This is a genomic window from Arachidicoccus rhizosphaerae (assembly GCF_900107765.1).
In the GTDB taxonomy this organism is placed as follows: Bacteria; Bacteroidota; Bacteroidia; order Chitinophagales; family Chitinophagaceae; genus Arachidicoccus; species Arachidicoccus rhizosphaerae.
On sequence record NZ_FNQY01000017.1, the window covers coordinates 33,235 to 55,642 of the forward strand.

The following is a 22,408-nucleotide window of genomic DNA, read 5'->3' on the forward strand; positions in this document are numbered from 1 at the left end:
TTATAAAAGATGTGTTTAAATAAAATGATGAAAAAGTCAACAAGAACCGGTGGCAATAAAGCAAACGCGCAGCCAGCTATACGCTGGAGAAACGAACTCAAGGCGCTGGGCATTTTTGCTGCGCTGCTGGCCACGGCCGGTAGCAGCGAGGGACAGGTCTTTACCCCCAAAAAAGAAATTTACCATAAGGGTTGGAATGATTTAAATAAAAACGGTAAAAAGGATATTTATGAGGATCCGAAGCAAAGTGTGGAAGCCAGGGTACGCGATCTGATTTCCAGAATGAATCTGGACGAGAAGACCTGTCAGCTGGCCACTTTGTATGGATATCACCGTATCTTAAAAGATTCTTTACCGACCAGAGAATGGAAAAATGCCATCTGGAAAGATGGTATTGCCAATATCGATGAAGAATTTAACGGCTTTATTCAATGGGGACATCTTGATAAAGGACCCCTGGCAACGGATATATTACACCATATCTGGGGTATGAACGAGGTGCAGCGATTTTTTATTGAACAGACAAGGCTGGGTATTCCCGCGGATTTTACCAATGAAGGGATTCGGGGGGTTGAGGCGCATACCGCGACCGGCTTCCCCACGGCTCTTAATATGGGGATGACCTGGGATAAAGAATTAGTCGGACAGATGGGGACTATTGAAGGGATGGAAGCAAAGGCGCTCGGATATAGTAACGTATATGCACCTATAATGGATGTAGCCCGTGATCAGCGCTGGGGAAGACTCGAAGAATCCTACGGAGAATCACCCTATCTGGTGGCTCAGATGGGGATCCGGATGGCCCGTGGCATGCAGGGGCAAGGCATTGCTGCCACTTTAAAACATTTTGCCGTTTATAGTAATAATAACGGCGCCAGAGAAGGATTAGCCAGAACGGATCCGCAGATTCCGGAAAGGGAAATGCGGGACTTACTGCTCTATCCTTTCAGGCATGTGCTGGACAGCGTGGAAGTCATGGGGGTTATGTGCTCCTATAATGATTACGACGGCGTCCCGATTACCGGAAGCCGGTACTGGCTGACAGATGTGCTGCGTGATAAATTCAAATTCAAGGGGTATGTGGTCAGTGATAGCGATGCCATGGAATATTTATTTTCCAAGCATCATGTGGCTAAGGATTTTAAGGAAGCGGTTTACCAGGCGCTGATGGCGGGTATGAATGTCAGAACTACTTTTGCTCCACCGGATAATATGATCAAGGCCGCCAGAGAACTGGCCCTGGAAGGACGTTTGCCGGATTCTGTTTTAAATAGCCGGGTGGCAGATGTGCTGCGTGTGAAATTTAAATTAGGATTATTTGATCATCCTTACGTAGAAAACCCCGACCACAGTAAAGCAATCGTCAACAGTGCGGATCATCAGGCGGTGGCCCTTAGGGCCTCCAGAGAAAGTATTGTACTGTTGAAAAATAAGGATCAGCTATTGCCTTTGAGTAAAACACTCCGGAAAGTGGCCTTGATCGGTCCGAATATACTGGATAACGATTACGCCCACACACATTACGGTCCTTTAATGTCTCCAAGCGTAAATATATTAGAAGGAGTGCGTCAGAAGCTGGGTGCTGCCAGGGTGCTCTATGCAAAGGGGTGTGATCTGGTGGATAAGAACTGGCCCGAAAGCCAGATTCTTCCCGAGGCGCCCGATCCGGCCGCCAGAAAAATGATGGATAGTGCCGTAGCTGTTGCCAGGCAGGCAGATGTCGCCATTGTTGCGCTGGGAGGTAATACAAGAACAGCAGGAGAAAATAAAAGCAGTACGGATTTAAACCTGCCAGGATTCCAACAGCAGTTGATTCGGGAAATTTATGCGACCGGAACACCGGTAGTCGTTGTATTAATCGGAACACAGCCCATGACCATTAACTGGATTAATAAATATGTCAAGGGGATTATTTATGCAGGATATCCTGGCGTTCAGGGTGGGACAGCTATAGCAGATGTTTTGTTCGGAGATTACAATCCCGGAGGTAAACTAACCCTGACCTTTCCTAAATCTGTCGGACAGCTGCCCCTTCATTTTCCGTCCAAGCCAAATGCACAGAGTGATGAGGGAGAAGGCGCAAAAATTAAAGGACTGCTCTTTGCTTTCGGGCATGGGTTAAGTTATACCAGTTTTAATTATACGAATCTGAGGGTAACACCTGGCAAAATAAAAACGGATGGCACGACTACCGTCTATGTAGATGTCACCAACACCGGTAGCAGGGAAGGAGATGATGTAGTGCAACTTTATACCCGGGACCTGCTCAGTTCCGTAACTACCTTCGAAAAGAATCTGCGCGGTTTTGAAAGAGTACATCTAAAACCAAAAGAGACAAAGACGGTGCAATTTAAAATAGTACCCGACGATCTGATGTTATGGAACCGGAAGATGGAGCATGTAGTAGAACCGGGAGCTTTTAAAATTATGATCTGCCATAGCTCAACAGATATTGTCCTGACCGGACAACTGGAAGTGGAATAAAATCTTTTCTACATAGATGCTGAAAAAAAAGTCCAATTGAAAGGTATTTGTTTATCTTTTCAACTGGACTTTTTTAATGGCGGAAGTGAACGGTTGCTACTTCCATTCATTTTTTACTTTCCGCTATTTTTTATCCTTTGTTTTCATGGATTTTGCCTGCCTGGGCGGACAGGAATGGCGCAGGATAAGTTTAGTTGGTAAAATGACCTGTTCCTTTTCATTGAAGTGATGATGATTGAGGCCGGATGATTCCCGTAGCTCTTTTTTTAGTAGTTTGACGATTGTTGCCGCAATTTGTTCGATGGGCTGAGCGATGGCCGATATGGAGGGTGTTAGCAGGCTGAAGTGGTTATTATCGTCAAATCCGATGACGGCAACCTGATCAGGGATTTTCCGGTTAAGTTCCTGGAGTGCCCTGAGCCCGTTTAAAGCCAGATAGTTGGTGGCAAAGATAACGGCGTCAATCTGAGGCTGGGTCTGAAAATAATATTTAATCTGACTGACAAGAACTTCTTCTGATAAGGTATAGGCAATTTCTAACAGGCAGGGAGCGTAATGGTGGTCCTCAATGGCTTTCTGATAACCGGCCAGTCGGTCAACCATCTGGCTTTGCTGGGATGACAGCGTAATAAAAGCAATGTTTTGATGTCCTCCTTCTATTAATAACTCTGTGGCTTCATGTGTCCCTTTGTAATTATCCACACAGACAAGGTTGGTTTGAATATCCGGCAAATATCGGTCAAAGAGTACCATTGGAACCTGATCGGATAAAAGCATCTGGATTTCAGCCTCTGTACCCGGAGGTGGTGCAATAATAAAGCCATCCACCAACCGGTCTCTGAAGGCTTTAATCAGAGATCTTGCTTTTTGAGGGTCGTTCTCGGTACTGGAGTAAAATAATTTATAATCATGCAGTGCAGCGTTGGTCTCCACCAGCCGGGCGATACCCGCAAAAAAAGGATCCGCTATATCTTCGACCAACATGGCCAGAATCTTACTTTTGCCTGTTCTGAGGCTCTGGGCAATTAAATTAGGCTGGTATCCGCATTTTTTCGCATGTTCCAGAACACGGTCCCGCATGGCATCACTGATGCGCCTTTCTTCAGTTTTTCCATTAAGAACGGCAGAAACCGTACTGATGGCTACGCCAAGATCGGCTGCTATGTCACGAATAGATATTTTTTTCTTCATTTTACTGATTGTTCAGTTGCCTGTTTGTGCAGGCTTTTAATTGCCTGGCTTTCAGGTTGTAACAATTATTAAATTTAGTAATTGTTACAATGGTAATAAAAAAAATTAAATCCATTTAATTAAAAACGCATAATTATAGGTAATGCAGTGCAGCGTTTTTATATGGAATGAGGATATTATGAGCTCCGGGCCGGCCGCAATTTAAAGGATTATTAAATGAATCCACAATACTTTGAAAAGCTTTCGTATGGAACTGTCATCCCGCTTATATTTGTCACTTAGTTAAAGGTTTTCCGCTATTTTAAAACTATTTTTTTAAGTACTGGCGGTAAAAAGGGATCTGAGAGACTTATAAGTTGCTCCTGCCTGAGCGCATTGCGCTGGCAAGTATGTTTCGCACTGACTGTAAATTTATATAATAATAAAATGAGGATGAAAAATATATTATCGGTAAGAAATAACTGTTATCATGTAGGAAATTTATTTTTCAGAGGGCTTCTCAGTTGCCTGGCTGTATTGGCCATGGGCTGTGTATCTGTGAGTCTGGGACAAAAAATTAATTACACAACCGAATTACAGGATTTATATAAGGCTGTGGATACTCATTTCTATTTACCGGATAGTGGTTTTTATAAGGAGCATGCAGTCAGAGAAAAACAGGATAATGCAGTATCCTATTTATGGCCCCTTTGCGCACTTATCCAGGCGACAGAACAGATGGAAACTGTTTTTCCAGGTCGTAATTATATGGATCAGGTATACCAGGTTATTGAAAAATATGATGATCCTGCTCCTCCCAGTGCGGGTTATGATTCCTATCCGGGGCGTTTTAAAAGAGAAGATCGGTATTATGATGATAATCAGTGGATTGGGATTGCAGCTATGGATGCTTATAAAAGGAGCCATAAAAAACGAGATCTGGAATTGGGAAAGAAGATCTGCCGGTTTATGCTAACCGGGCTGGATACGGTGTCAGGCGGCGGTATATATTGGCGGGAAGGGGATAAGCAGACTAAAAATACCTGCAGTAACGGCCCGGGCATTATTTTACTTTTACAGCTCTATCAGGCCACACATAAGAAAGCTTATCTCACCCAGGCGCTTGCTGTTTACAACTGGACCAATAAACAATTAAAAGCGCCGGATAATTTGTACTACGATAATTTAAATGTAGTATCCGGTCAAATAGGAAAACATAAATTTTCCTATAATACAGGTACCATGCTGCAGTCGAATGTTTATTTATATGAAGTGACAAAAGACGGCAGATATTTAAATGAAGCCAAGACTATCGCAAAAAGTGCAGCGGATTATTTTTTAGCGCAGGACCACTTTAGAGATGATCTCTGGTTTAGTGCCGTACTACTTAGAGGTTTTGAGCATCTGTACAGACATACGCACAATGCAGTTTATTTACAGGCATTTGCCCGTTGCACAGATAAGGTACTTCAAGAGGATAAAGCGGCATCTGGGTTGATTGGCGTGCAAAAAACGGTGAATCTGGTCAATCAGGGAGGCATGCTGGAGATTCTGGCCAGGTTGGCGGCTTTGCAGCAAAAAGGGGTATTATAAGAAATACGGATATTTTATGGGTAGCTATGATTAATTGTAGCGGATGGCCGCTGTGTATTTAAAAAATAACAGCGGCATTTTTATGGGCAGCGCGTAGCTGCATAAAAAATACTTGTCCCTGCAATGGTGGTAAACTGGCGGCAAGGGTACATATAAGTTGGTGTATCGGATATCTGGCCTGTGGAGAGTGGACGCTGGATGAGACCGCTTGATCAGCGATTAGATTTCCTGGATAAAACAGGACTGCCGGGAGAAATTAAGTACTTAATTTTCTGAGGATTAAGGCGGCAGTTGTCTAAAGGGGAGCTGTTATCTCAGGTGTGTAATCGTAGTTTCAGCAATGATATACAGGTATCTGGTTATTTAAAGATGGCATAACTTATTGTATCGTATGGACGGGTTGCATATAGATGACGATTGTTTATTAAGAGCAATTGCTCAAAATAATGAATGGGCATTTACAAAACTGTTTTATGCCCACAAGGACAAGGTATATACGATTGCCATGATGTTTACCAAAAATGAAACGGACGCAGAAGAGATTGTTCAGGAAGTGTTTTCGCGTATCTGGAAATACAGGGAAAAACTGCCTGAAATTAAAAATTTTTCGGCCTGGATTGCTACCGTAACCAAACACCGGGCACTGACTGCATTACAAAAAATAGCCAGGGAAAGGGCAGAAAGACAGCAGCTGTATACACTTTCTGAAAATCAAACCCTTTTAGATGCAGATTATAATCTAAAAGAAGTGCAGTCGCTGTTGCAGACTGCTTTGCAGCTATTAACACCTCAACAACGGAAGGTTTTTGAATTAACCAGGATCAACGGCCTGGACCGAAAAACAGTGGCAGCCTCACTGGGACTGTCCCCTGCTACCGTAAGCGTACATTTAACGATTGCCCTTCGCCGGGTGCGCAGCTTTTTATATGAACATAGCTATGAGATAGTCCTGCTTGTGGTCTTTTCTTTTTTACAATAATTTTTTTTAAAGACCTAATAACATCTGTTCGTCCCGAGGTCTTTATAATAGCAAATCAATCAATAGATGGATAATCTGAGGCTGAAAAGCTTATTGCTGAAGTATATCAATGATGAACTGACTTCCATGGAGGAAGCTGAGTTTTTTGAACTAGTCAGCGATCCGGCGGAGTTAAAGCGCCTGCGCGCCATTGCGGAAAAGCTGGATATAACCGGCACTGCGCCCCTGGAATTAGCGCAGCCAAAGGCAGATGATATATTATCGGATATTCTGGGTTTTGCCAGAGAGCCGGACCTTGCAGAAGCGTTGCCGGGCGATGGTGCCGATGGAAAAGCCGGAAAGAAGCGCTCTTATAGACGCATCGCCGCAGCAGCCATAGTTTGCGGACTGGTCTTAGGTGGCGGATGGCTTTGGCGTTTCAGCAGACCTAGTGGTAATACTGCGTCAAAAATAGCGCAAAACCTCGTTATTCAGGATGCGATGCCAGGGCATACGGGTGCGGTACTTACTTTATCTACGGGCAAAACCTATTTACTGGATACGGCGGCCAATGGCCTCATTAGTCCGGGTATCCGTAAGGCGGACCAGGCTTTAAATGTTACTGCGGATGCAGGGGTGTATGAGGCGACCCTGGAAACGCCCTATGGTAGCGTCCAGCAACTGGTCTTAAGTGATGGTACCAAAGTATGGCTGAATGCCGGCAGTACGCTTCATTTTCCATCGGCATTCCGAGGATCCCAGAGAAGAGTGGAGTTAAACGGTGAGGCTTATTTTGAAGTGGTCCATAATGAGAAGCAACCATTTGTAGTAGTTGCGGGCGCTGATGTAATTCAGGATTTAGGAACCCATTTTGATGTCAATGCCTATTGTGATGAACCCAGCGTAAAGACTACCTTACTGGAAGGTAGTGTGCGTATCGGAGCATTTACTTTATCACCCGGACAGCAATACCAAAATGGTAAGATAAGCCGTGTCAATGCGGGTAATTCGATTGCCTGGGTCTCTGGATTTTTTCATTTTGAGAATGCGGATCTGTATTCGGTGATGCGGGAGTTGGGGCGTTGGTATAACGTAGATGTGCGCTATGAAGGTCAGATGGGTACGCAAAAATTCGAAGGCGATCTGCAGCGTAGTCTGAAATTGTCCCAGGTTTTAAAACTAATTGCGGGGATGGGGATTCATTATACACTGAACGGACAGGTGCTGACCATACGTTCTTAAGACAGCATTATAAATGAAATTGAGAGGATGTTTAATAGGAATTAATTGTTTTGATGTGATTATGGCTTAGGAAAATTTTATTGTTTAACCCAAACATTGCAAAAGTATGCTTAGAAGTGTTTCGTCCATTGGACGAAGGCAATTGCTTTTATCAATAAAGCTGGTGCTTTCGTTGATCTTTGTGGCTGCATTGGAGGCCAGTGGCCGGGTCCGGTCACAAAATATTACCTGTTCTTTTGAGGATGCCCCTTTAAAAACGGTGCTGAGTACCATTAAGGAACAAAGTGGTTATGTTTTTTTCTATAAGGCGGGCACGCTGGATAAATCAAAACCGGTGACCCTGCATGTGCGTGCAGTCGGTATACAGGAAGTATTGAAACAGTGTTTTGAAAATCAGCCTTTGGGCTATCAGATTGAGGATAAGACGATTTTAATTGTAGCCAGAAAGTCTGTTGCCACAACGGCCATCGGCAGTCAGATTTTTATGCAGCAACAACAGATTGAAGGTATTGTTACAGACAGTACGGGCCATCCGATAGGCGGTGTTTCGGTGCTGTTGAAAGGGACTTCTCAGGGGACAATTACGGATGCGGAGGGTCGTTATCTGATCATGGCCAAAAAAGGAGATGTGCTGATCTTTAACTATGTGGGTTATGAAACCGAGCAGCTCATGGTGGGTGAGTCCACACAACTAAATGTTACTTTGCACAGTAAACCCACTGCATTAAACGATGTGGTGATTGTAGGGTATGGTACCACCACCAGAGAGAAACTGATTGGCGCGGTTGATCAGGTGACCAATAAGAATATTGAAAACCGACCGGTAGGTAACCTGACGCAGGCCTTGCAGGGGCAGGCACCCAGTTTGCTTATCCAGCAAAAGAGCATGGACCCCAATAATAACGCGATCAACATTAATATCAGAGGATTAAATACCAAAACGAATGCATCACCGCTGGTGGTGATTGACGGAATGATTTCTGATATCAATAATATGAATAGCCTGAACCCTAATGATATTGATAAAATATCCATCTTAAAGGATGCTGGTACGGCAGCGATTTATGGTTCCAGGTCTGCCAGCGGGGTTATTTTGATTACCACCAAACATGGCGCTAAGAATATGGCACCCAATATAAAATTAGGGGCTTCGGGAGGCGTGCAGACGGCTGATATTTTATATCATCCGGTAGAAGGCTGGCAAAATGCGACATTACTGAATGTGGCCCTGACCAATGGCGGCAACAGTCCTGCTTTTACGCCCGAGCAGATTCAGGATCTTAAAGATCATAAGGATGCACCATGGATGATGGATTATATCTTTAAAAACGCCGCTCAGCAGCGCTATGATGCCAGTGTTTCAGGCGGGTCAGCTGCCAGCAGTTATAATGTTTCCGGTAGTTACTTCGGTCAGGGCAGCAATTTTATCGGACCGGGTTACGGCATCCAGCGTTATACCCTGCGTACAAATTATACCACGGAGTACAAAAGACTCAAATTAAATGTGATTTTAGGGTACGTGCGCAATGATGGTAAAGGAGATCAGGCAAATGCCGGTTTTAAAATTGCGGATGCCAGTCGTACGCCTAAATACTATTATAATAATCCACTCTCTGATGATGGCAGATATATCGTCAGTTCAGTGGGAACCAATACAGCTGCCGCTTTAGAGTTGGGAGGTTATAACAAACATAATAATGACTGGGTGAATGTAGGAACTGCTCTGGATTTTACCATCACTAATGATTTAAAGGCCAGAGGCGTTTTCGGATATGATCTGAACTCCAACTGGAATTTTGTGCGTAACCTGCAATATCCTACCTATAATAGTATTGAGAGTACTGAACCTGTCCTCAATAATACGACCCGTAATACGGAAAACTATTCCTCAAAAAATGTGTATATCAATGCACAATTCCTGCTGGATTACAACAAAAACTTCGGCAAGCATGAAATTGCGGCCATGGCCGGCGTTTCTCAGGAAGTCGTTAATAATAAATCCATGCAGGTGATCACGGAATTTACTGATCCTGATTTAGGAACGCCTGTTTCTGAGGGAGATAACCAGACCACTTTTGACAATAGCAGAACCCAGGTAAACGGGACGCTGAAAAGGGTGATTCAGTCCGTATTCGGACGTCTGGATTATAGTTATGACAGAAAGTATTCTGCGGAATTTACCATTAGAAGTGACGGCTCTACCCGTTTCCCCAAAGAGAACCAATGGGGTGTCTTCCCTTCTTTATCCCTGGGCTGGCGCGTGTCGGAAGAACCGTTTATGCAGTCCTACAAGGATAATGTAGGTAGCTTAAAACTGCGCGGTTCCTGGGGGATTTTAGGCAATCAGGAAATCGCCGATTATCAGTATTTTACGACTTATACGGTGTATTCTAATGTAGTGGGTTTTGATAATACGATATACTCCGGGACTGGATTTCAGATTGGAAGCCCCGATTTAAAATGGGAAAAAGTAAATACCAGAAACATAGGAGCGGATCTGGGCTTTTTTAATGACCGGCTGACCGTTAATCTGGACTATTTCTATAATAAGACGAATGATATCCTGTTAAGTCCGATAACACCGTCTGTTTTGGGTACCACACTAGGAGATGTGAATATCGGTTCTATGGAGAACAGAGGCTGGGAAGTGACCTTCAATTATCAGTTTAAAACAGGGGAAGTCAGCCACTCCGCATCCTTTAATATCGGCAATACGCAAAATAAGGCGCTGGATTTAGGCAATCCGCAAATCAGGGTGATTGATAATGTCGGCTTTATTCAGCAAAACGGACTGCCGCTGGGGGCCTATTACGGCTTAAAAACGGACGGTCTGTTCCAGAGTAAGGAAGAAATTGCTAATTCTGCCATACCGGTGGGTGTTTCTCCACAGCCGGGTGATGTCAAATATGTAGACAGAAACGGAGATGGCATTATTGACGATAACGACCGCCAGTATCTGGGAGACGGCTTTCCGCATTATAATTTTGGGTTGAACTATAGCCTGAATTATAAAGGCTTTGATTTTGCTGTTTTGATTCAGGGGGTTGGTAAAAGACTGCAGTCTTTAAGAGGGGATATTTTCATGCCATTTCATAACGGAGCCTGGTATCCGGTTATTTTCCAGCATGAGCTGGACACCTGGACTGTTACCAATACAGATGCCCGGTATCCAAGGTTAACCACGGATAATTCTTCCTCTTTTTCTAATAACTGGGGACGTCCCAGTGATGCGGTGTTATTGAATGCCAAATATATTCGGGTTAAAAATATTCAGTTAGGTTATACACTGCCCGGTAAACTGACGGGTAAATGGGGACTTAAATCAGTACGTGCATTTATCAATATGCAAAATCCATTTACGTTCTCTCCGAATTCATTTATCGATCCGGAATCAACAGAGTTTGATAATCTGTTGAACTCCAGTGGCGGAAACAGTGGTAGAAACTATCCGACCCTGAAGTTTTACGGTGGTGGTATTAATATCAATTTTTAAACTGAATGAAAATGAAAAAAGCGATATATATAATAATAACCGTTTTGACGGTAACCCTGTTTTTTTCCTGCCAGAAACTAACGGTCAGCCCAACGGATAAGTTTACGGATGAGAGTTACTGGACCTCGGCCAGTAAAGCAAAACTGGTATTAAATATGGCCTATAATCAAATGTATAGTGCCGGAACCATGTGGCAGGATGAACAGCTGAGCGATAACCTCGTGCACACCTATGGCACGAGTGATCCATTTTCCATCAGAAGGGGGGAGGCCACGCCGGCTTTGAGCCTTTTTGCTAATCAATGGAAAAATGATTACGGTGGTATTAAAACCTGCCTGGTTTTTTTGGACAATATTGACCGGATTCAGGATATCGACGAAACGACTAAAAATCGTATGATTGATGAGATTCGTTTTATCCGGGCCTTTATCTATTTTAGGTTGGTCAATTATTATGGGGATGTTCCTTTCTTTACCGATGAGATTACGCTGGACGATGCCTACAACGTAAAAAGAACCCCTAAGTCGGAGGTGATGGCTTTTATTCACAGCGAACTGGATGATATCATTAAAGCCGGGAATCTGCCTGTTTCCGATAATTTAAGTGAGGACGAAAGAGGACGCATTACCCTTGGCGCTGCGGTGGCTTTTCAGGCCAGAGCTTATCTGTATGAGAATAATTACCAGAAGGTGAAGGAATTAACCGGAGAAATGATTAATGATCAGGATACCTACGGGCACTATAGCCTATTTACTTATAATGCCGATAAGGCCATGAGTTATTTTATGCTCTTTACTCCGGAACAGGAATATAACAGCGAAGTGATTTTGGATATGACTTATGTGCCCAATCTTAAAACCTGGTCTACCATGAAATCCATGGCGCCCATTTCTAAAAAAGCGGAGATTTCATCTGATAATCCTACTCAGGAACTGGTGGACGCTTATATGACCCTGAACGGCTTACCTGTGAAAGGTACCGGTAAAGATCCAAGTTACAAAGAGAGTGATCCATATGTAAATAGAGATCCCAGGTTATATGCGACAATTGTCTATGATAACTATAAATGGCTGAATAAAGACGGATCCATAGATATCATCAGGACTGCCAAAGGCAGTGGTACGGATGATTCCTATATCAGTCCGGTTGACAGGCAGACCAAGACCGGTTATTATGTGCATAAATATTTTGACTGGACGATGAGTGATAATTATGAATCAGGTCTGAATATCATTATGTTCCGTTATGCAGACGTATTGCTTATGTATGCTGAGGCCTGTAATGAACTCGGTAAAATAAATGAGACAGAGTGGGATGCAACCATCCGGGCCATTAGAGCGCGCGCCGGATTTACCGCTGCCGCAGCGCTGGATTATCCTTCTACCAAAAGCCAGAGTGAGCTGAGAGAAGATATCAGAAATGAACGCCGCGTAGAGCTGGCCATGGAAGGCCTTCGCTGGTTTGATATTAAACGCTGGAAAATTGGTCAGGATGTTTTAAATGGCTATATGCATGGCTTTAAGTTCGCTGGCAGCGATCAGAGCGTGGATGGGGGATATATCCGGGTAGCACAGTATCAGTTTAGTGATACAAGAGATTACATATGGTCCGTTCCACTCGATCAGATGGACCTGAACCCGAATTTAAAACCTAATAACCCAGGCTATTAAAAATTATTAAACTGTTAGAAGGGTGTTTTTGGATAAGAACAACCGGACTAATCATAAACAATTAAAAGTAAAGAGATGAAAACAATCATGCCAAAAATTTTTATCGTGCTTGCTTTTCTAAGCCTTGTGACAGGCTGCAAGAAAAGTGATATGGAATATAAAGATCCTAAGGTTACTGCGGTAGATCAGCTCTATGCACCTGCAGATAATCAGCAAATTACTTTAAGCACACAGGCAGGCGCTGCTCTGCTGTTTCAATGGGCGCCCAGCCATGCTCAGGATGGTCAGCTCGTCAGCTATGAGGTAGATTTTTATGCCGAAGCAGATACAATTAATCCGGTTTACCGGGTCGCTTCTGACAATACCGGAGAAGAACTTTATGCGAACATTACGCATATAGATATCAATAAAGCAGCCTCTGCTGCCGGTATACCAACGGGAGAAACCGGTACGATTTATTGGTCCGTTTCTTCCTGGCGGGGAATCAGTTCTGCGGTATCTTCTCAGAAAAATAAACTGATTGTCAAAAGGCTGGAAGGGTTTGAGGTGATTCCGGATAACGTGTATGTAACAGGTGAAGGATCAGAAACAGGCGATAACCTGGACAAAGCCATTCAAATGACTAAAGTGAGCGATGGTAAGTTTGAGATTTATACCAAACTGAAGGCAGCAGCAGGATATAAGTTCGTAGACCGTATTTCCGGAACACCAAGTACCTATTATATCAATGATGACGGGAAACTGGCTGAAGCGACCGGTGATGAAAGCTCCCAGGTGGCCAGTGATGGTATTTACAGAATTACCGTCGACTTTACCAATAAAGGGACGACAATGACAGAGATCAAGAGCATGGGCGTATTTTTCAGTCCTACCAATTCCATTATTTTGAACCTGGATTATCAGGGCCTCGGTATCTGGTCCGGAACGACTACCCTTCATTTGAAACAGGAAAGCTGGGGGCTGGATGAGCGTTATAAATTCCAGATGGAGACATCTGCCGGCACTGAACAGCTGGGAACTAAAATAGATAGCGATAGTCCTCCTGATGCGAGTTCCCCGGCTTCTTACTACTATGTGACCCTGCTGGATCAGACCTCTCAATGGGATCATAAGTGGAAATTTAATCACAGTTTTGATGGTAAGAGCATTACTGTTACCCTGCTTTTGCAAGGGACGGCACCTTACACACATACGGTTAAATAGCGTAATTCACAGCACGGGATAAGGCGGTAACGCCAAATAAATAATAATAAAATAAGCAATGGATGCAGGTTTCTGACTTTGATTTTCTATAAACAACCTGCCCTTTTGTTCGGCAGAGCACCGGTCTTTTTAAAAGGGCAGGTTTTAAAAAATTAAAAAAGCCATTATGGATGGCTAACGCTACCGCACCAATTGTAAAGTAAAATTTTTGAGCATGAATACATTTTATAAATACAGGCCTCTGAAAGCATTTGCGCTGCTGTTATCTGTCAGTATGCTGCTGGCTTTTTGTTCCTGTGAAAAATATATCGATCCTTATAACGGGGATGAAACTTCCAAACCAGATTTTTATCCGGTGAACTGGACAGCGGCTGCCGACAGCAGTACCAGTTCCTTTGTTGCCAGGTATTGGAATAAGACGAGTCATGTTTTTAATAATACCTATGACGGAGAGATTGTCTGGAATGATTACTGGCCGGAAGCCCACGGGCTGGATGTGCTGGTAGACGCCTATCTCAGAACCAAGTCCGATGTGTATAAACAGGCCATTTATGACTGGTATGAAGGCGTGCGTAAGAAAAACTGGTACAGTGATGACTGGGAGAATGATTTTTATGATGATATGGGCTGGCATTGCCTGGCGCATATGCGGGCGCTGGAGGCCACTGGAGACCACCGGTATGCCGCTTCCTCTAAAGCGTTATGGGGATGGATCACCCAGGGCTGGTCAGATTATGATGGCGGTGGTATTAAATGGAGAAAAGAATCTGATGACCTGGGAGAGGGTAAAGGAATCCCGGCCAACGGTCCGGCAGCTATTATCGCTGCCAGAAGATATAAGCTTTATCCTGAGGAACAGTATAATGGCATGAATGATTTGCAGTGGGCGGAAAGAATCTATAATTGGATGAAATATTACCGCACGATTATCTCTTCAGGCAGGGTATTTGAAAATATTAATAATACCAATAATGACTATTCTTATGATGTAGGTACCTTTTTGGGTGCAGCACTGGAATTATATGACATTACCAAGGATACCAGTTATTTTCATGATGCCAAAAGTGTAACTGATTATGCCATTACCCATAATATTAATAAAACCTACGGCGTATTAACGGATTATGGAGAACAAAGTGGCGGCGGCGGAGGAAATGATGTGAATCTGTTCAAGGGGATCTTTGTTCGTTATTTTACCTTACTGATTCAGCGTCCTGAATTATCCGATTCGGACCGTGCCAGATATATAGCCTTTTTAGAAAATAACGCTTTGTATCTGTGGGAAGAAGGGACTCAGAAAAGTCCGGATATTAAATTCAGTTATTCCTGGTGGAAAAACCCGGGTGATGCAGAAGTCTGGGGTGATTTAAGGAGTGCCATCAGCGGCGCCACAACGATGGAAGCCATGGCCCTGCTTGCTAAAGAAGGGTATTTGAAATAAGCAGTTCATTACAATAAATTTGAGTATAGTGTAAAGTTCTCTTGGTCGTAACAGACAAAGAGAACTTTTTTTATTTGGGTATACTCACCTAAAAACGCGCGGACGGTGGCAATGGCAATGCTTGCTGCCTGCTGCTTTGGATATCCGTAAATGCCGGTGGAAATATTGGGAAAAGCGATGCTGTGTGCCGCATAGCGGAGCGCGAGCATTAAACTGTTTTTATAGCAGGCGGCCAAAAGGGCCGCTTCCCTGTGGTGGCCATCTTGATAGAGGGGGCCTACCGTATGAATGATATAGCGTGCATTTAGATGACCGGCAGTGGTAATCACCGCTTCGCCGGTTTTACAACCACCTTGCCCATGGCGGATGTGGAGGCATTGCTCCAAAATAGCTTTTCCTGCTGCCCGGTGAATGGCACCATCCACGCCTCCGCCTCCAAGCAGCGTGTTATTGGCTGCGTTTACAATAATATCTGCTGATACTTTTGTGATATCACCTTTGATGACTTCAATCATGGAAATGGGGTTAGGTGAACAGGCTTATAAAAGTAATATAAAATGCGGCAGCAGGAAGTTAGGCCTTTGCAAAAAATAAAAATTATTTCTTTGCTTGAAAACTAAAATATATATAATATAAACTGTATCTTTCCGGACACAGGCAGTGCAAACCTTTGCATTGAAGAAATGAATTTAAAAACGATTGACTATGATGGGCAAGCTTACAAAGGGAAATCGTTGGTTGTTAATCGCGGTTTTTGCTTTAATCTGCAGCTTTAACGGAGTGAAAGAAAAAAGCCTCCACATTGTATTTATAGGAGATAGTATCACTTTTGGTGCCGGTGTAACTGACAGGGATCAGTTTGCGCCTCCCGTTATAGCAGCCAGTTACCTGAAACAGATGCCGCTGGTGAAAAATGTCCATTTTTTTAATGCAGGAAAAAGCGGGGCCACCACGGTGGATTTTCTGCCGGGTACAGGAAATTTTAACCGTGCCGTCCAGGCGGCAGATGGATTTAACAGGGATATTCAACAGTTGTCAGAGGAACAGAGAAAAACTGATTTGCTGGTTTTTTCCATTATGCTGGGAACGAATGACAGCGCAATAGAGGGCCCTAATGGTGCTCCTGTTACTCCGGATAGATACCGGCAGAATCTGACTGTTATAATTGATCGTTTGCTGGTGTTGTATCCGGCGTGTAAAATCGTATTGCAAGAAGCTCCGTGGTATAGCGATAATACCTATAACGGGTCCAAGTATTTAAAAGCCGGCCGGGAAAGATTGTTAAGCTATCAACCGGTACTGAGCGCTTTGGTCGCATCTTATAAAAAAGAAAAACCAGGCAGTGTTTTACTGGGAGATAAAACCGCATTTTCTTATTTTAAGAAAAATTATGCGCATGCCATGAAGCCGGAAAAAGGTCATCAGGGTATCTTTTATTTGCATCCTGATAATAGCGGTTCCACTGTGCTGGGTGATAAGTGGGCAAAAGCCATTTATAAGGCTGCCTTTAAAAATCCGGATTAAAAGGATAAAGTGACCGCTGCTATGATTGATTACTTGTAGTGGTTCCTTAAGCATCCTGTTATCTTTTTATTGAATGTTTGCTTTTTTGTTTTATTTCTTATAAATATTTCATCTTATGGATTCTATGAAAAAAGGATTATTAACTCCCTTGGCAGGAGGGCAGCTCTTTGCAAAAGCACTCGGCACTCCTTCTAGGCGACCCTTTATATTTAAGATCAGGCGCATTTGCGGTGTTCTTTTATTAATGGGAAGTATTGGATGTATAACGACCGGCGCCCGGGCACAAAAAGCAGGGAAACAAAAGGTAAATCAATTGACGCTTACGGCTCCCGGGGGGCACCTGCGACTGGATATAAAAGTGTCGAATACTACACTGAGTTATGCGGCCAGCCTGGACGATAAGCCACTAATCAACAGCTCAGAGTTGGCCCTTCAGATAAAACCGGACCTAGCCAGCGGAAAGCAGGAGGCGCCAGAGTGGAATATTAAGAAAACGGGTAAAAAGGAAGTACATGATCAGCTCCGTGCGGTTATAGCGCAGAAATCAGCCGTCATTGACGACGATTATAATAGTCTGGATATTGATTTTAAAAACGGTCTTTCGCTGCAGTGGCGGGCTTATGACAGAGGGTTTGGCTGGCGTTGGGTCAGCCATCAGCCAGCCTCCGGTGTGGTAGAATCAGAAACGGCCAACTGGAATCTGCCTGTTGACGCCAAGACTTTTTATCCCGAGGAAGCTGGCTTTTATTCCCATAATGAAAGGCAGTATAAAGAATACCGCCTGGACACCATGGGGGCAGATAAGCTGGCCAGTTTACCTGTTTTGTTCCAGGTGAATGGGGTACAGCTACTGTTGACCGAATCGGACTTGTTTGATTACAGCGGTATGTGGGTTAAAAACGGTGCGGCAGGAACAGGTAATATCCATGCCGTATTTCCTGCTTATCCAAAGGAACTTAAAATAACCAGTGACCGGGACCAGCGTGTCCTTTCCACAGAAAGCTACCAGGCAAAAATAAATGGAGAAAGAACATTCCCATGGCGGGTGGTGATGGTGGAAAATGCCCCCAAGGATTTACTGACCAATCAACTGGTATATCAGTTTGCCAGACCCGCAACCGGGGATTACAGCTGGGTAAAGCCAGGTAAGGTACAGTGGGATTGGTGGCATTTTAATAATGTATATAATGTACCATTCAGGGCAGGAATTAATGACAGTACGTATATGTATTATATCGATTTTGCCGCAGCGCATAATATAGAATATGTATTGCTGGATGAAGGCTGGTGTAATACCAGAGATCTCATGGATCAGAAAGCCGGCATCCATGTACAGCAGCTGGCTAAATATGCAGCCAGTAAACATGTCGGTGTTTTATTATGGTCCAGCTGGCTGGTGCTGGATCAGCAAATGCAAATGGCACTGGATAGTTTTGCTGCCTGGGGGATTAAGGGGATTAAAGTGGATTTTATGCAGCGCGATGACCAGAAAATGGTTGACTATTATGAACAGGTCGCCAGGGAAGCCGCCAAAAGGCATCTCATGGTGGATTTTCACGGAGCCTATAAACCAACTGGCTGGATGCGCTCCCTGCCCAATGTAATGACGTCTGAAGGTGTGCTGGGCAATGAAATGAGCAAATTTTCCAAGCTGGTGACACCCAAACATACTGTGACTATACCCTTTATACGGATGGCGGCAGGCCCTATGGACTTTACCCCCGGCGGCATGCATAACCAAAGTGAAAAGCAGTTTTCCATCCAGCCATCTGAACCCAATACGATGGGGACCAGATGCAATCAGATGGCCATGTATGTGCTTTATGAAAGCCCGCTACAGATGCTGTGCGATATCCCTACCCATTATATAGAGAATCCGAAGTGTATGGCATTCTTATCAAATGTACCTACGGTCTGGAATCAGAGTATAGGACTGGCAGGTGAAGTAGGGCAGCAGGCCGCTATTGCCAGAGAAGCACTGAACGGAGACTGGTATATCGGTGCGATGACAGGGGAGAAGCCGGCCTCCTTAAACCTGAATCTGGACTTTTTACCGGAGGGGACAACTTATTCGATGCATATCTGGCAGGATGGTCCCAATGCAGATCAAAATGCCAAAGATTTTGCTGAAAAAGTCATTAAAGTGAAAAAAGGTGATCCATTGGTGATCCAAATGGTAGCTGGCGGCGGATATGTGGCCAGGTTGACCAAACAATAGCAACTGCGACAAAGTTTTATAAAGAACCGGTGTTTTAAATGGGGCTAAGACCTGTTTAAAACACCGGTTTTTTTTGTAAGGTTCTATAACAGTTTACCCCCTGATTTCTTAAAAACAAGTTACTGCAGGTTGCCGTTGGAATCGTCATTTGTAGGGTTGGGAATGCTTTTTTTGAGGTGGATACATATTTTTGTTATTAAAATGTTAGTGATAAGCCAAAAAAGATTTGTTTATTCTTGTAACTAGCCTTATTTTTAACAAAATAAATTAACCGGATGATGATGCACAATGCGAATAATTTTTCGGAAATTTCAGCAGACAATCTGTTGATTAAAAGGGCCAGAAAGGATCCAAAGGCCTTTGCAGAGATTTATCATACCTATTTCCCTTTATTGTTGAATATCGCTTATAAAAAACTGGAATCTAAGCCTTTAGCAGAGGATTTAGTACAGGAGATATTTGTAGCGCTTTATCAGAATCTGGATAAATTAGAAATAAGCTGTTCTTTGAGCGCCTATTTAAACAAGGCGATCCGTTTTAAAATCATGAATGAATACCGGTCAAAGGCTGTTCGCATTCATTACAGCAAAACCGTTTTTCCGTTCCCTTTATGCAAAACCGATTTTTCCTCATTGGAAGTCAAGGAATTATCTCATAAACTGGACAGGGTCTATGACCAGCTTCCCAGAAAATGCCGGCAGGTATTTATGCTCAGCAGAAGGGAAGGGTTAAGTCAGAAGGCCATCTCTCAAAAACTGGATATCTCTTTGAGTACGGTAGAAAAGCATATCGGAAAAGCCCTGAAAATATTTAAAGACGAACTGCATGAGTACAGGTTGTTGATTCAGGGATTGGCATAAAATTGCCAGAGGTATTTGTAAAACAAAACGCCTGTGATATTTTACAATAATATCCAGGCGTTTTTGTCTCTGTTGACTTGCAGATTAAATCATCCTTATTCAGCCATCATTTCTCTGACGGTCTGAATAATCTGTTCTACATTGGGTTTGCTAAAATAATCTCCATCGCTGGCATAGGCCGGTTTATGATTTTTCCCTGAAAGTGTTCTCGGGGCCACATCCAGTAACTGGTAGCCTTTCTGGATTTCCATGACATGCTGGAACATATAGGCAGAGGCCCCTCCCGGCACGTCTTCATCAACAAACAGTATCCGGCTGGTCTTGGCCAGCGATTGGCGGATCAGATGCTCCGTGTCAAAGGGCAGCAGCGTCTGCACGTCGAGGATCTCGCAATCAATTCCTAATTTCTCCAGTCGCTGCGCAGCTTCCTGAATGATGCGCAGCACCGAACCGTAGGATACGATAGTTATATCGGTACCCAGTCTAAGGGTTTCCGGTATGCCCAGCGGTACGGTAAATTCATTTAAATTATCAGGTAGTTTCTCCTTTAACCGGTAACCGTTTAAGCACTCAATCATTAAGGCCGGAGTATTGGTCTTTAGGATGGTATTATACATGCCGGCTGCCTGTGTCATATTGCGGGGAACGCAGACATAGAAACCACGAAGGGCATTAATAATCATTCCCATGGGAGAACCGCTGTGGAAAATACCTTCCAGCCGGTGTCCTCTGGTACGTACGATAATCGGACAGCTTTGTTTGCCGGCTGTACGGTAATGTAAGGAAGCCACATCATCACTTAAAGGTTCCAAACCATATAACAGATAATCCAGGTACTGTATTTCGGCAATAGGGCGCAGCCCTCTTAAAGCCAGGCCAATTCCTTCGCCCATAATGGCCAGTTCCCTGATGCCCGTATCAAAAATCCTTTCTTCCCCATGCTTATTTTGCAGCCCTGCATATCCCTGGTTAACATCACCGATCTTGCCCAGATCTTCTCCGAATGCCATTACCGCCGGATTGGAGGCAAAGAGCTGATCAAAGTATTTATTTAAAATTTCAAAGCCATTAATGGAAGGTGCATCTGCTGGTATATCCGCTGGTATGATCTGGACATTTTTATGAGATTTAGGTCCCCGGTCATATTCATATTTATCATATAATACGTTCCACGCTCTGGTGGTCTGCTGCTGGTAATCCAGCAGTGCCCTCGCCGCCGGTACGGTGGTGTTGTATTGCAGGGCTTCCAATGCTTCTGCCACTGCTGTTAGGATGTCTTTACGCAGCGGGTCTTTATGGAGTATTAACTGGTCTGCCAGCTGCTGCAGGCGGTCCTTGATTTTAGGTTTGCCGGCGGCTGTTGATCCCGCAACCTCCTGTATCAATGCGCCTGCTTTTTGAGCTTCTTGAATCAGCGGCTGCACATAAGCTTCCCAGGCTTCGTTTCTGGCATGCTTTACTTTCTTTTTGGCCTTATGATGAATCTCTTCAATTTCTTCTGCAGTGGCCAGGCCGGTGGAAAGCATCCATTCTTTCATTTTTTTCAGACAATCCCATTCTCTTTCCCATTGTAATCTTGCCTGGGATTTGTAGCGTTCGTGGCTACCGGAAGTAGAATGTCCCTGTGGTTGAGTGAGCTCCTCTATATGAAAGAGGGCAGGCGTATGTGTTGTTCTGATTTTTTCGATGGCCGGTTCCAGAACCTCACATAAACTGACATAATCCCAGCCCTTGATCGTATATATATCAATACCATTGGTGCCCGCTTCTTTTTGAAGGCCTGCCATGGCACTGGAAATAGACCCCTTTGTGGTCTGGCGGCTGGTGGGCACAGAAATACCATAACCGTCATCCCAGACGAAAGCTGCCAGCGGAACCTGAAGGACGCCGGCTGCATTCATGATTTCCCAGAAATGGCCTTCAGAAGTGGCGGCATCTCCAATGGTGGCAAAGCAGACTTCACTGCCGTTATTGGACAGCTTTTTAAACTGCTGTTGCTGTAGGGCCGGATTGTTTCTGAAAGCTCTGGAGGCAAATGCAAGGCCTAATGCCCGGGGCATTTGTCCTGCAGTAGGGGCCATATCGGAAGCCGTATTTTTCATATCTGCCAATGGAAGCCAATCCCCATTTTCATCCACATTAGGTGTCGTATAATGGCTCACCATATTGCGGCCACCGCTCAGCGGTTCATGTTCGATATTGGCATCGGCGTACATTTGAGCAAAAAACTGTTGTATCGTGCCCATGCCGGTTGCAAAGGCCAGCGTCTGATCCCTGTAATAACCTGAACGAAAATCGCCCGGCTTGAAAAAACGGGCTACTGCCACCTGGACGACTTCTTTGCCGTCCCCGAATACACCGAATTTAGCCTTTCCGGTCAGTACTTCTCTGCGACCTAAAAGACTGGCTTCTCTGCTCTCAACCGCTATGCGGTAGTCGTTTAGTACCGAGTCTTTAAAATCTTCAAAGGACAGCATTTCGTTATTTTCCATATTCATCGTTAGATTTTCCATGCGCTAAAAATAATGTTTTTTTAAAAACTCTTCCCGTTA

General features: G+C 44.0%; 14 protein-coding genes. 11 read left to right on the top strand and 3 right to left on the bottom strand.

Going from position 1 to position 22,408, the window contains the following annotated elements:
* Nucleotides 1–27: 27 nt before the first annotated feature.
* On the top strand, nucleotides 28–2,484 hold the full coding sequence (locus tag BLU80_RS13725) for a glycoside hydrolase family 3 N-terminal domain-containing protein (protein WP_091399612.1): 2,457 nt from the start codon (nucleotides 28–30) through the stop codon (nucleotides 2,482–2,484).
* A 123-nt stretch (nucleotides 2,485–2,607) separates the two neighbouring features.
* Here BLU80_RS13725 and BLU80_RS13730 read toward each other — a convergent pair whose 3' ends face one another.
* The gene (locus tag BLU80_RS13730) at nucleotides 2,608–3,675 is read right to left on the bottom strand and encodes a LacI family DNA-binding transcriptional regulator (protein WP_091399614.1); all 1,068 of its coding nucleotides are present in this window, start codon (nucleotides 3,673–3,675) and stop codon (nucleotides 2,608–2,610) included.
* Between the two features lie 432 nt (nucleotides 3,676–4,107).
* On the opposite strand from BLU80_RS13730, the gene BLU80_RS13735 reads away from it, so the two are divergent.
* The 7 genes from BLU80_RS13735 (at nucleotide 4,108) to BLU80_RS13765 (ending at nucleotide 15,254) form a co-directional block, all read left to right on the top strand.
* Nucleotides 4,108–5,247: a glycoside hydrolase family 76 protein gene (locus BLU80_RS13735; RefSeq protein WP_170831244.1), complete on the top strand. Its 1,140-nt coding sequence runs from the start codon at nucleotides 4,108–4,110 to the stop codon at nucleotides 5,245–5,247.
* Nucleotides 5,248–5,638: 391 nt separating this feature from the next.
* The gene (locus BLU80_RS13740) at nucleotides 5,639–6,226 is read left to right on the top strand and encodes an RNA polymerase sigma factor (RefSeq protein ID WP_091399618.1); all 588 of its coding nucleotides are present in this window, start codon (nucleotides 5,639–5,641) and stop codon (nucleotides 6,224–6,226) included.
* Nucleotides 6,227–6,292: 66 nt separating this feature from the next.
* A complete protein-coding gene (locus BLU80_RS13745; protein WP_091399620.1) occupies nucleotides 6,293–7,447 on the top strand; it encodes a FecR family protein in 1,155 nt (384 codons plus the stop codon).
* Nucleotides 7,448–7,553: 106 nt separating this feature from the next.
* Nucleotides 7,554–10,940 (top strand): TonB-dependent receptor, encoded by a 3,387-nt coding sequence (locus BLU80_RS13750; protein WP_211481851.1) that lies wholly within the window; start codon nucleotides 7,554–7,556, stop codon nucleotides 10,938–10,940.
* An 11-nt stretch (nucleotides 10,941–10,951) separates the two neighbouring features.
* A complete protein-coding gene (locus BLU80_RS13755) occupies nucleotides 10,952–12,610 on the top strand; it encodes a RagB/SusD family nutrient uptake outer membrane protein (RefSeq protein WP_211481852.1) in 1,659 nt (552 codons plus the stop codon).
* A gap of 75 nt (nucleotides 12,611–12,685) precedes the next feature.
* Nucleotides 12,686–13,813: a SusE domain-containing protein gene (locus BLU80_RS13760; protein WP_091399623.1), complete on the top strand. Its 1,128-nt coding sequence runs from the start codon at nucleotides 12,686–12,688 to the stop codon at nucleotides 13,811–13,813.
* 214 nt (nucleotides 13,814–14,027) lie between these two features.
* Nucleotides 14,028–15,254: a glycoside hydrolase family 76 protein gene (locus tag BLU80_RS13765; RefSeq protein WP_091399625.1), complete on the top strand. Its 1,227-nt coding sequence runs from the start codon at nucleotides 14,028–14,030 to the stop codon at nucleotides 15,252–15,254.
* An 8-nt stretch (nucleotides 15,255–15,262) separates the two neighbouring features.
* Here the strand turns inward: BLU80_RS13765 and BLU80_RS13770 are convergent, their stop codons facing one another.
* Nucleotides 15,263–15,769 carry an O-acetyl-ADP-ribose deacetylase gene (locus BLU80_RS13770; protein ID WP_091399626.1) on the bottom strand — a complete coding sequence of 169 codons (507 nt, stop codon included), beginning with the start codon at nucleotides 15,767–15,769 and terminating at the stop codon, nucleotides 15,263–15,265.
* Between the two features lie 190 nt (nucleotides 15,770–15,959).
* Here BLU80_RS13770 and BLU80_RS13775 point away from each other — a divergent pair, with 190 nt between their 5' ends.
* The 3 genes from BLU80_RS13775 (at nucleotide 15,960) to BLU80_RS13785 (ending at nucleotide 19,856) form a co-directional block, all read left to right on the top strand.
* Nucleotides 15,960–16,778 carry a GDSL-type esterase/lipase family protein gene (locus BLU80_RS13775; RefSeq protein ID WP_211481853.1) on the top strand — a complete coding sequence of 273 codons (819 nt, stop codon included), beginning with the start codon at nucleotides 15,960–15,962 and terminating at the stop codon, nucleotides 16,776–16,778.
* A 115-nt stretch (nucleotides 16,779–16,893) separates the two neighbouring features.
* Nucleotides 16,894–18,996, top strand: coding sequence for a glycoside hydrolase family 97 protein (locus tag BLU80_RS13780; RefSeq protein WP_091399628.1), 2,103 nt, complete (start codon nucleotides 16,894–16,896; stop codon nucleotides 18,994–18,996).
* A gap of 275 nt (nucleotides 18,997–19,271) precedes the next feature.
* Nucleotides 19,272–19,856 carry an RNA polymerase sigma factor gene (locus BLU80_RS13785; protein ID WP_091399629.1) on the top strand — a complete coding sequence of 195 codons (585 nt, stop codon included), beginning with the start codon at nucleotides 19,272–19,274 and terminating at the stop codon, nucleotides 19,854–19,856.
* Nucleotides 19,857–19,951: 95 nt separating this feature from the next.
* On the opposite strand, the gene BLU80_RS13790 is transcribed toward BLU80_RS13785, so the two are convergent.
* Complete coding sequence (locus tag BLU80_RS13790; RefSeq protein ID WP_091399631.1) at nucleotides 19,952–22,369, bottom strand: alpha-ketoacid dehydrogenase subunit alpha/beta; 2,418 nt, start codon at nucleotides 22,367–22,369, stop codon at nucleotides 19,952–19,954.
* Nucleotides 22,370–22,408: the final 39 nt, after the last annotated feature.

Excerpts from the sequence above, each read along its gene's own strand:
- BLU80_RS13725 (WP_091399612.1), top strand. The coding sequence starts at position 28 with ATGAAAAAGTCAACAAGAACCGGTGGCAATAAAGCAAACGCGCAGCCA.
- BLU80_RS13730 (WP_091399614.1), bottom strand. The coding sequence starts at position 3,675 with ATGAAGAAAAAAATATCTATTCGTGACATAGCAGCCGATCTTGGCGTA.
- BLU80_RS13735 (WP_170831244.1), top strand. The coding sequence starts at position 4,108 with ATGAAAAATATATTATCGGTAAGAAATAACTGTTATCATGTAGGAAAT.
- BLU80_RS13740 (WP_091399618.1), top strand. The coding sequence starts at position 5,639 with ATGGACGGGTTGCATATAGATGACGATTGTTTATTAAGAGCAATTGCT.
- BLU80_RS13745 (WP_091399620.1), top strand. The coding sequence starts at position 6,293 with ATGGATAATCTGAGGCTGAAAAGCTTATTGCTGAAGTATATCAATGAT.
- BLU80_RS13750 (WP_211481851.1), top strand. The coding sequence starts at position 7,554 with ATGCTTAGAAGTGTTTCGTCCATTGGACGAAGGCAATTGCTTTTATCA.
- BLU80_RS13755 (WP_211481852.1), top strand. The coding sequence starts at position 10,952 with ATGAAAAAAGCGATATATATAATAATAACCGTTTTGACGGTAACCCTG.
- BLU80_RS13760 (WP_091399623.1), top strand. The coding sequence starts at position 12,686 with ATGAAAACAATCATGCCAAAAATTTTTATCGTGCTTGCTTTTCTAAGC.
- BLU80_RS13765 (WP_091399625.1), top strand. The coding sequence starts at position 14,028 with ATGAATACATTTTATAAATACAGGCCTCTGAAAGCATTTGCGCTGCTG.
- BLU80_RS13770 (WP_091399626.1), bottom strand. The coding sequence starts at position 15,769 with ATGATTGAAGTCATCAAAGGTGATATCACAAAAGTATCAGCAGATATT.
- BLU80_RS13775 (WP_211481853.1), top strand. The coding sequence starts at position 15,960 with ATGATGGGCAAGCTTACAAAGGGAAATCGTTGGTTGTTAATCGCGGTT.
- BLU80_RS13780 (WP_091399628.1), top strand. The coding sequence starts at position 16,894 with ATGGATTCTATGAAAAAAGGATTATTAACTCCCTTGGCAGGAGGGCAG.
- BLU80_RS13785 (WP_091399629.1), top strand. The coding sequence starts at position 19,272 with ATGATGATGCACAATGCGAATAATTTTTCGGAAATTTCAGCAGACAAT.
- BLU80_RS13790 (WP_091399631.1), bottom strand. The coding sequence starts at position 22,369 with ATGGAAAATCTAACGATGAATATGGAAAATAACGAAATGCTGTCCTTT.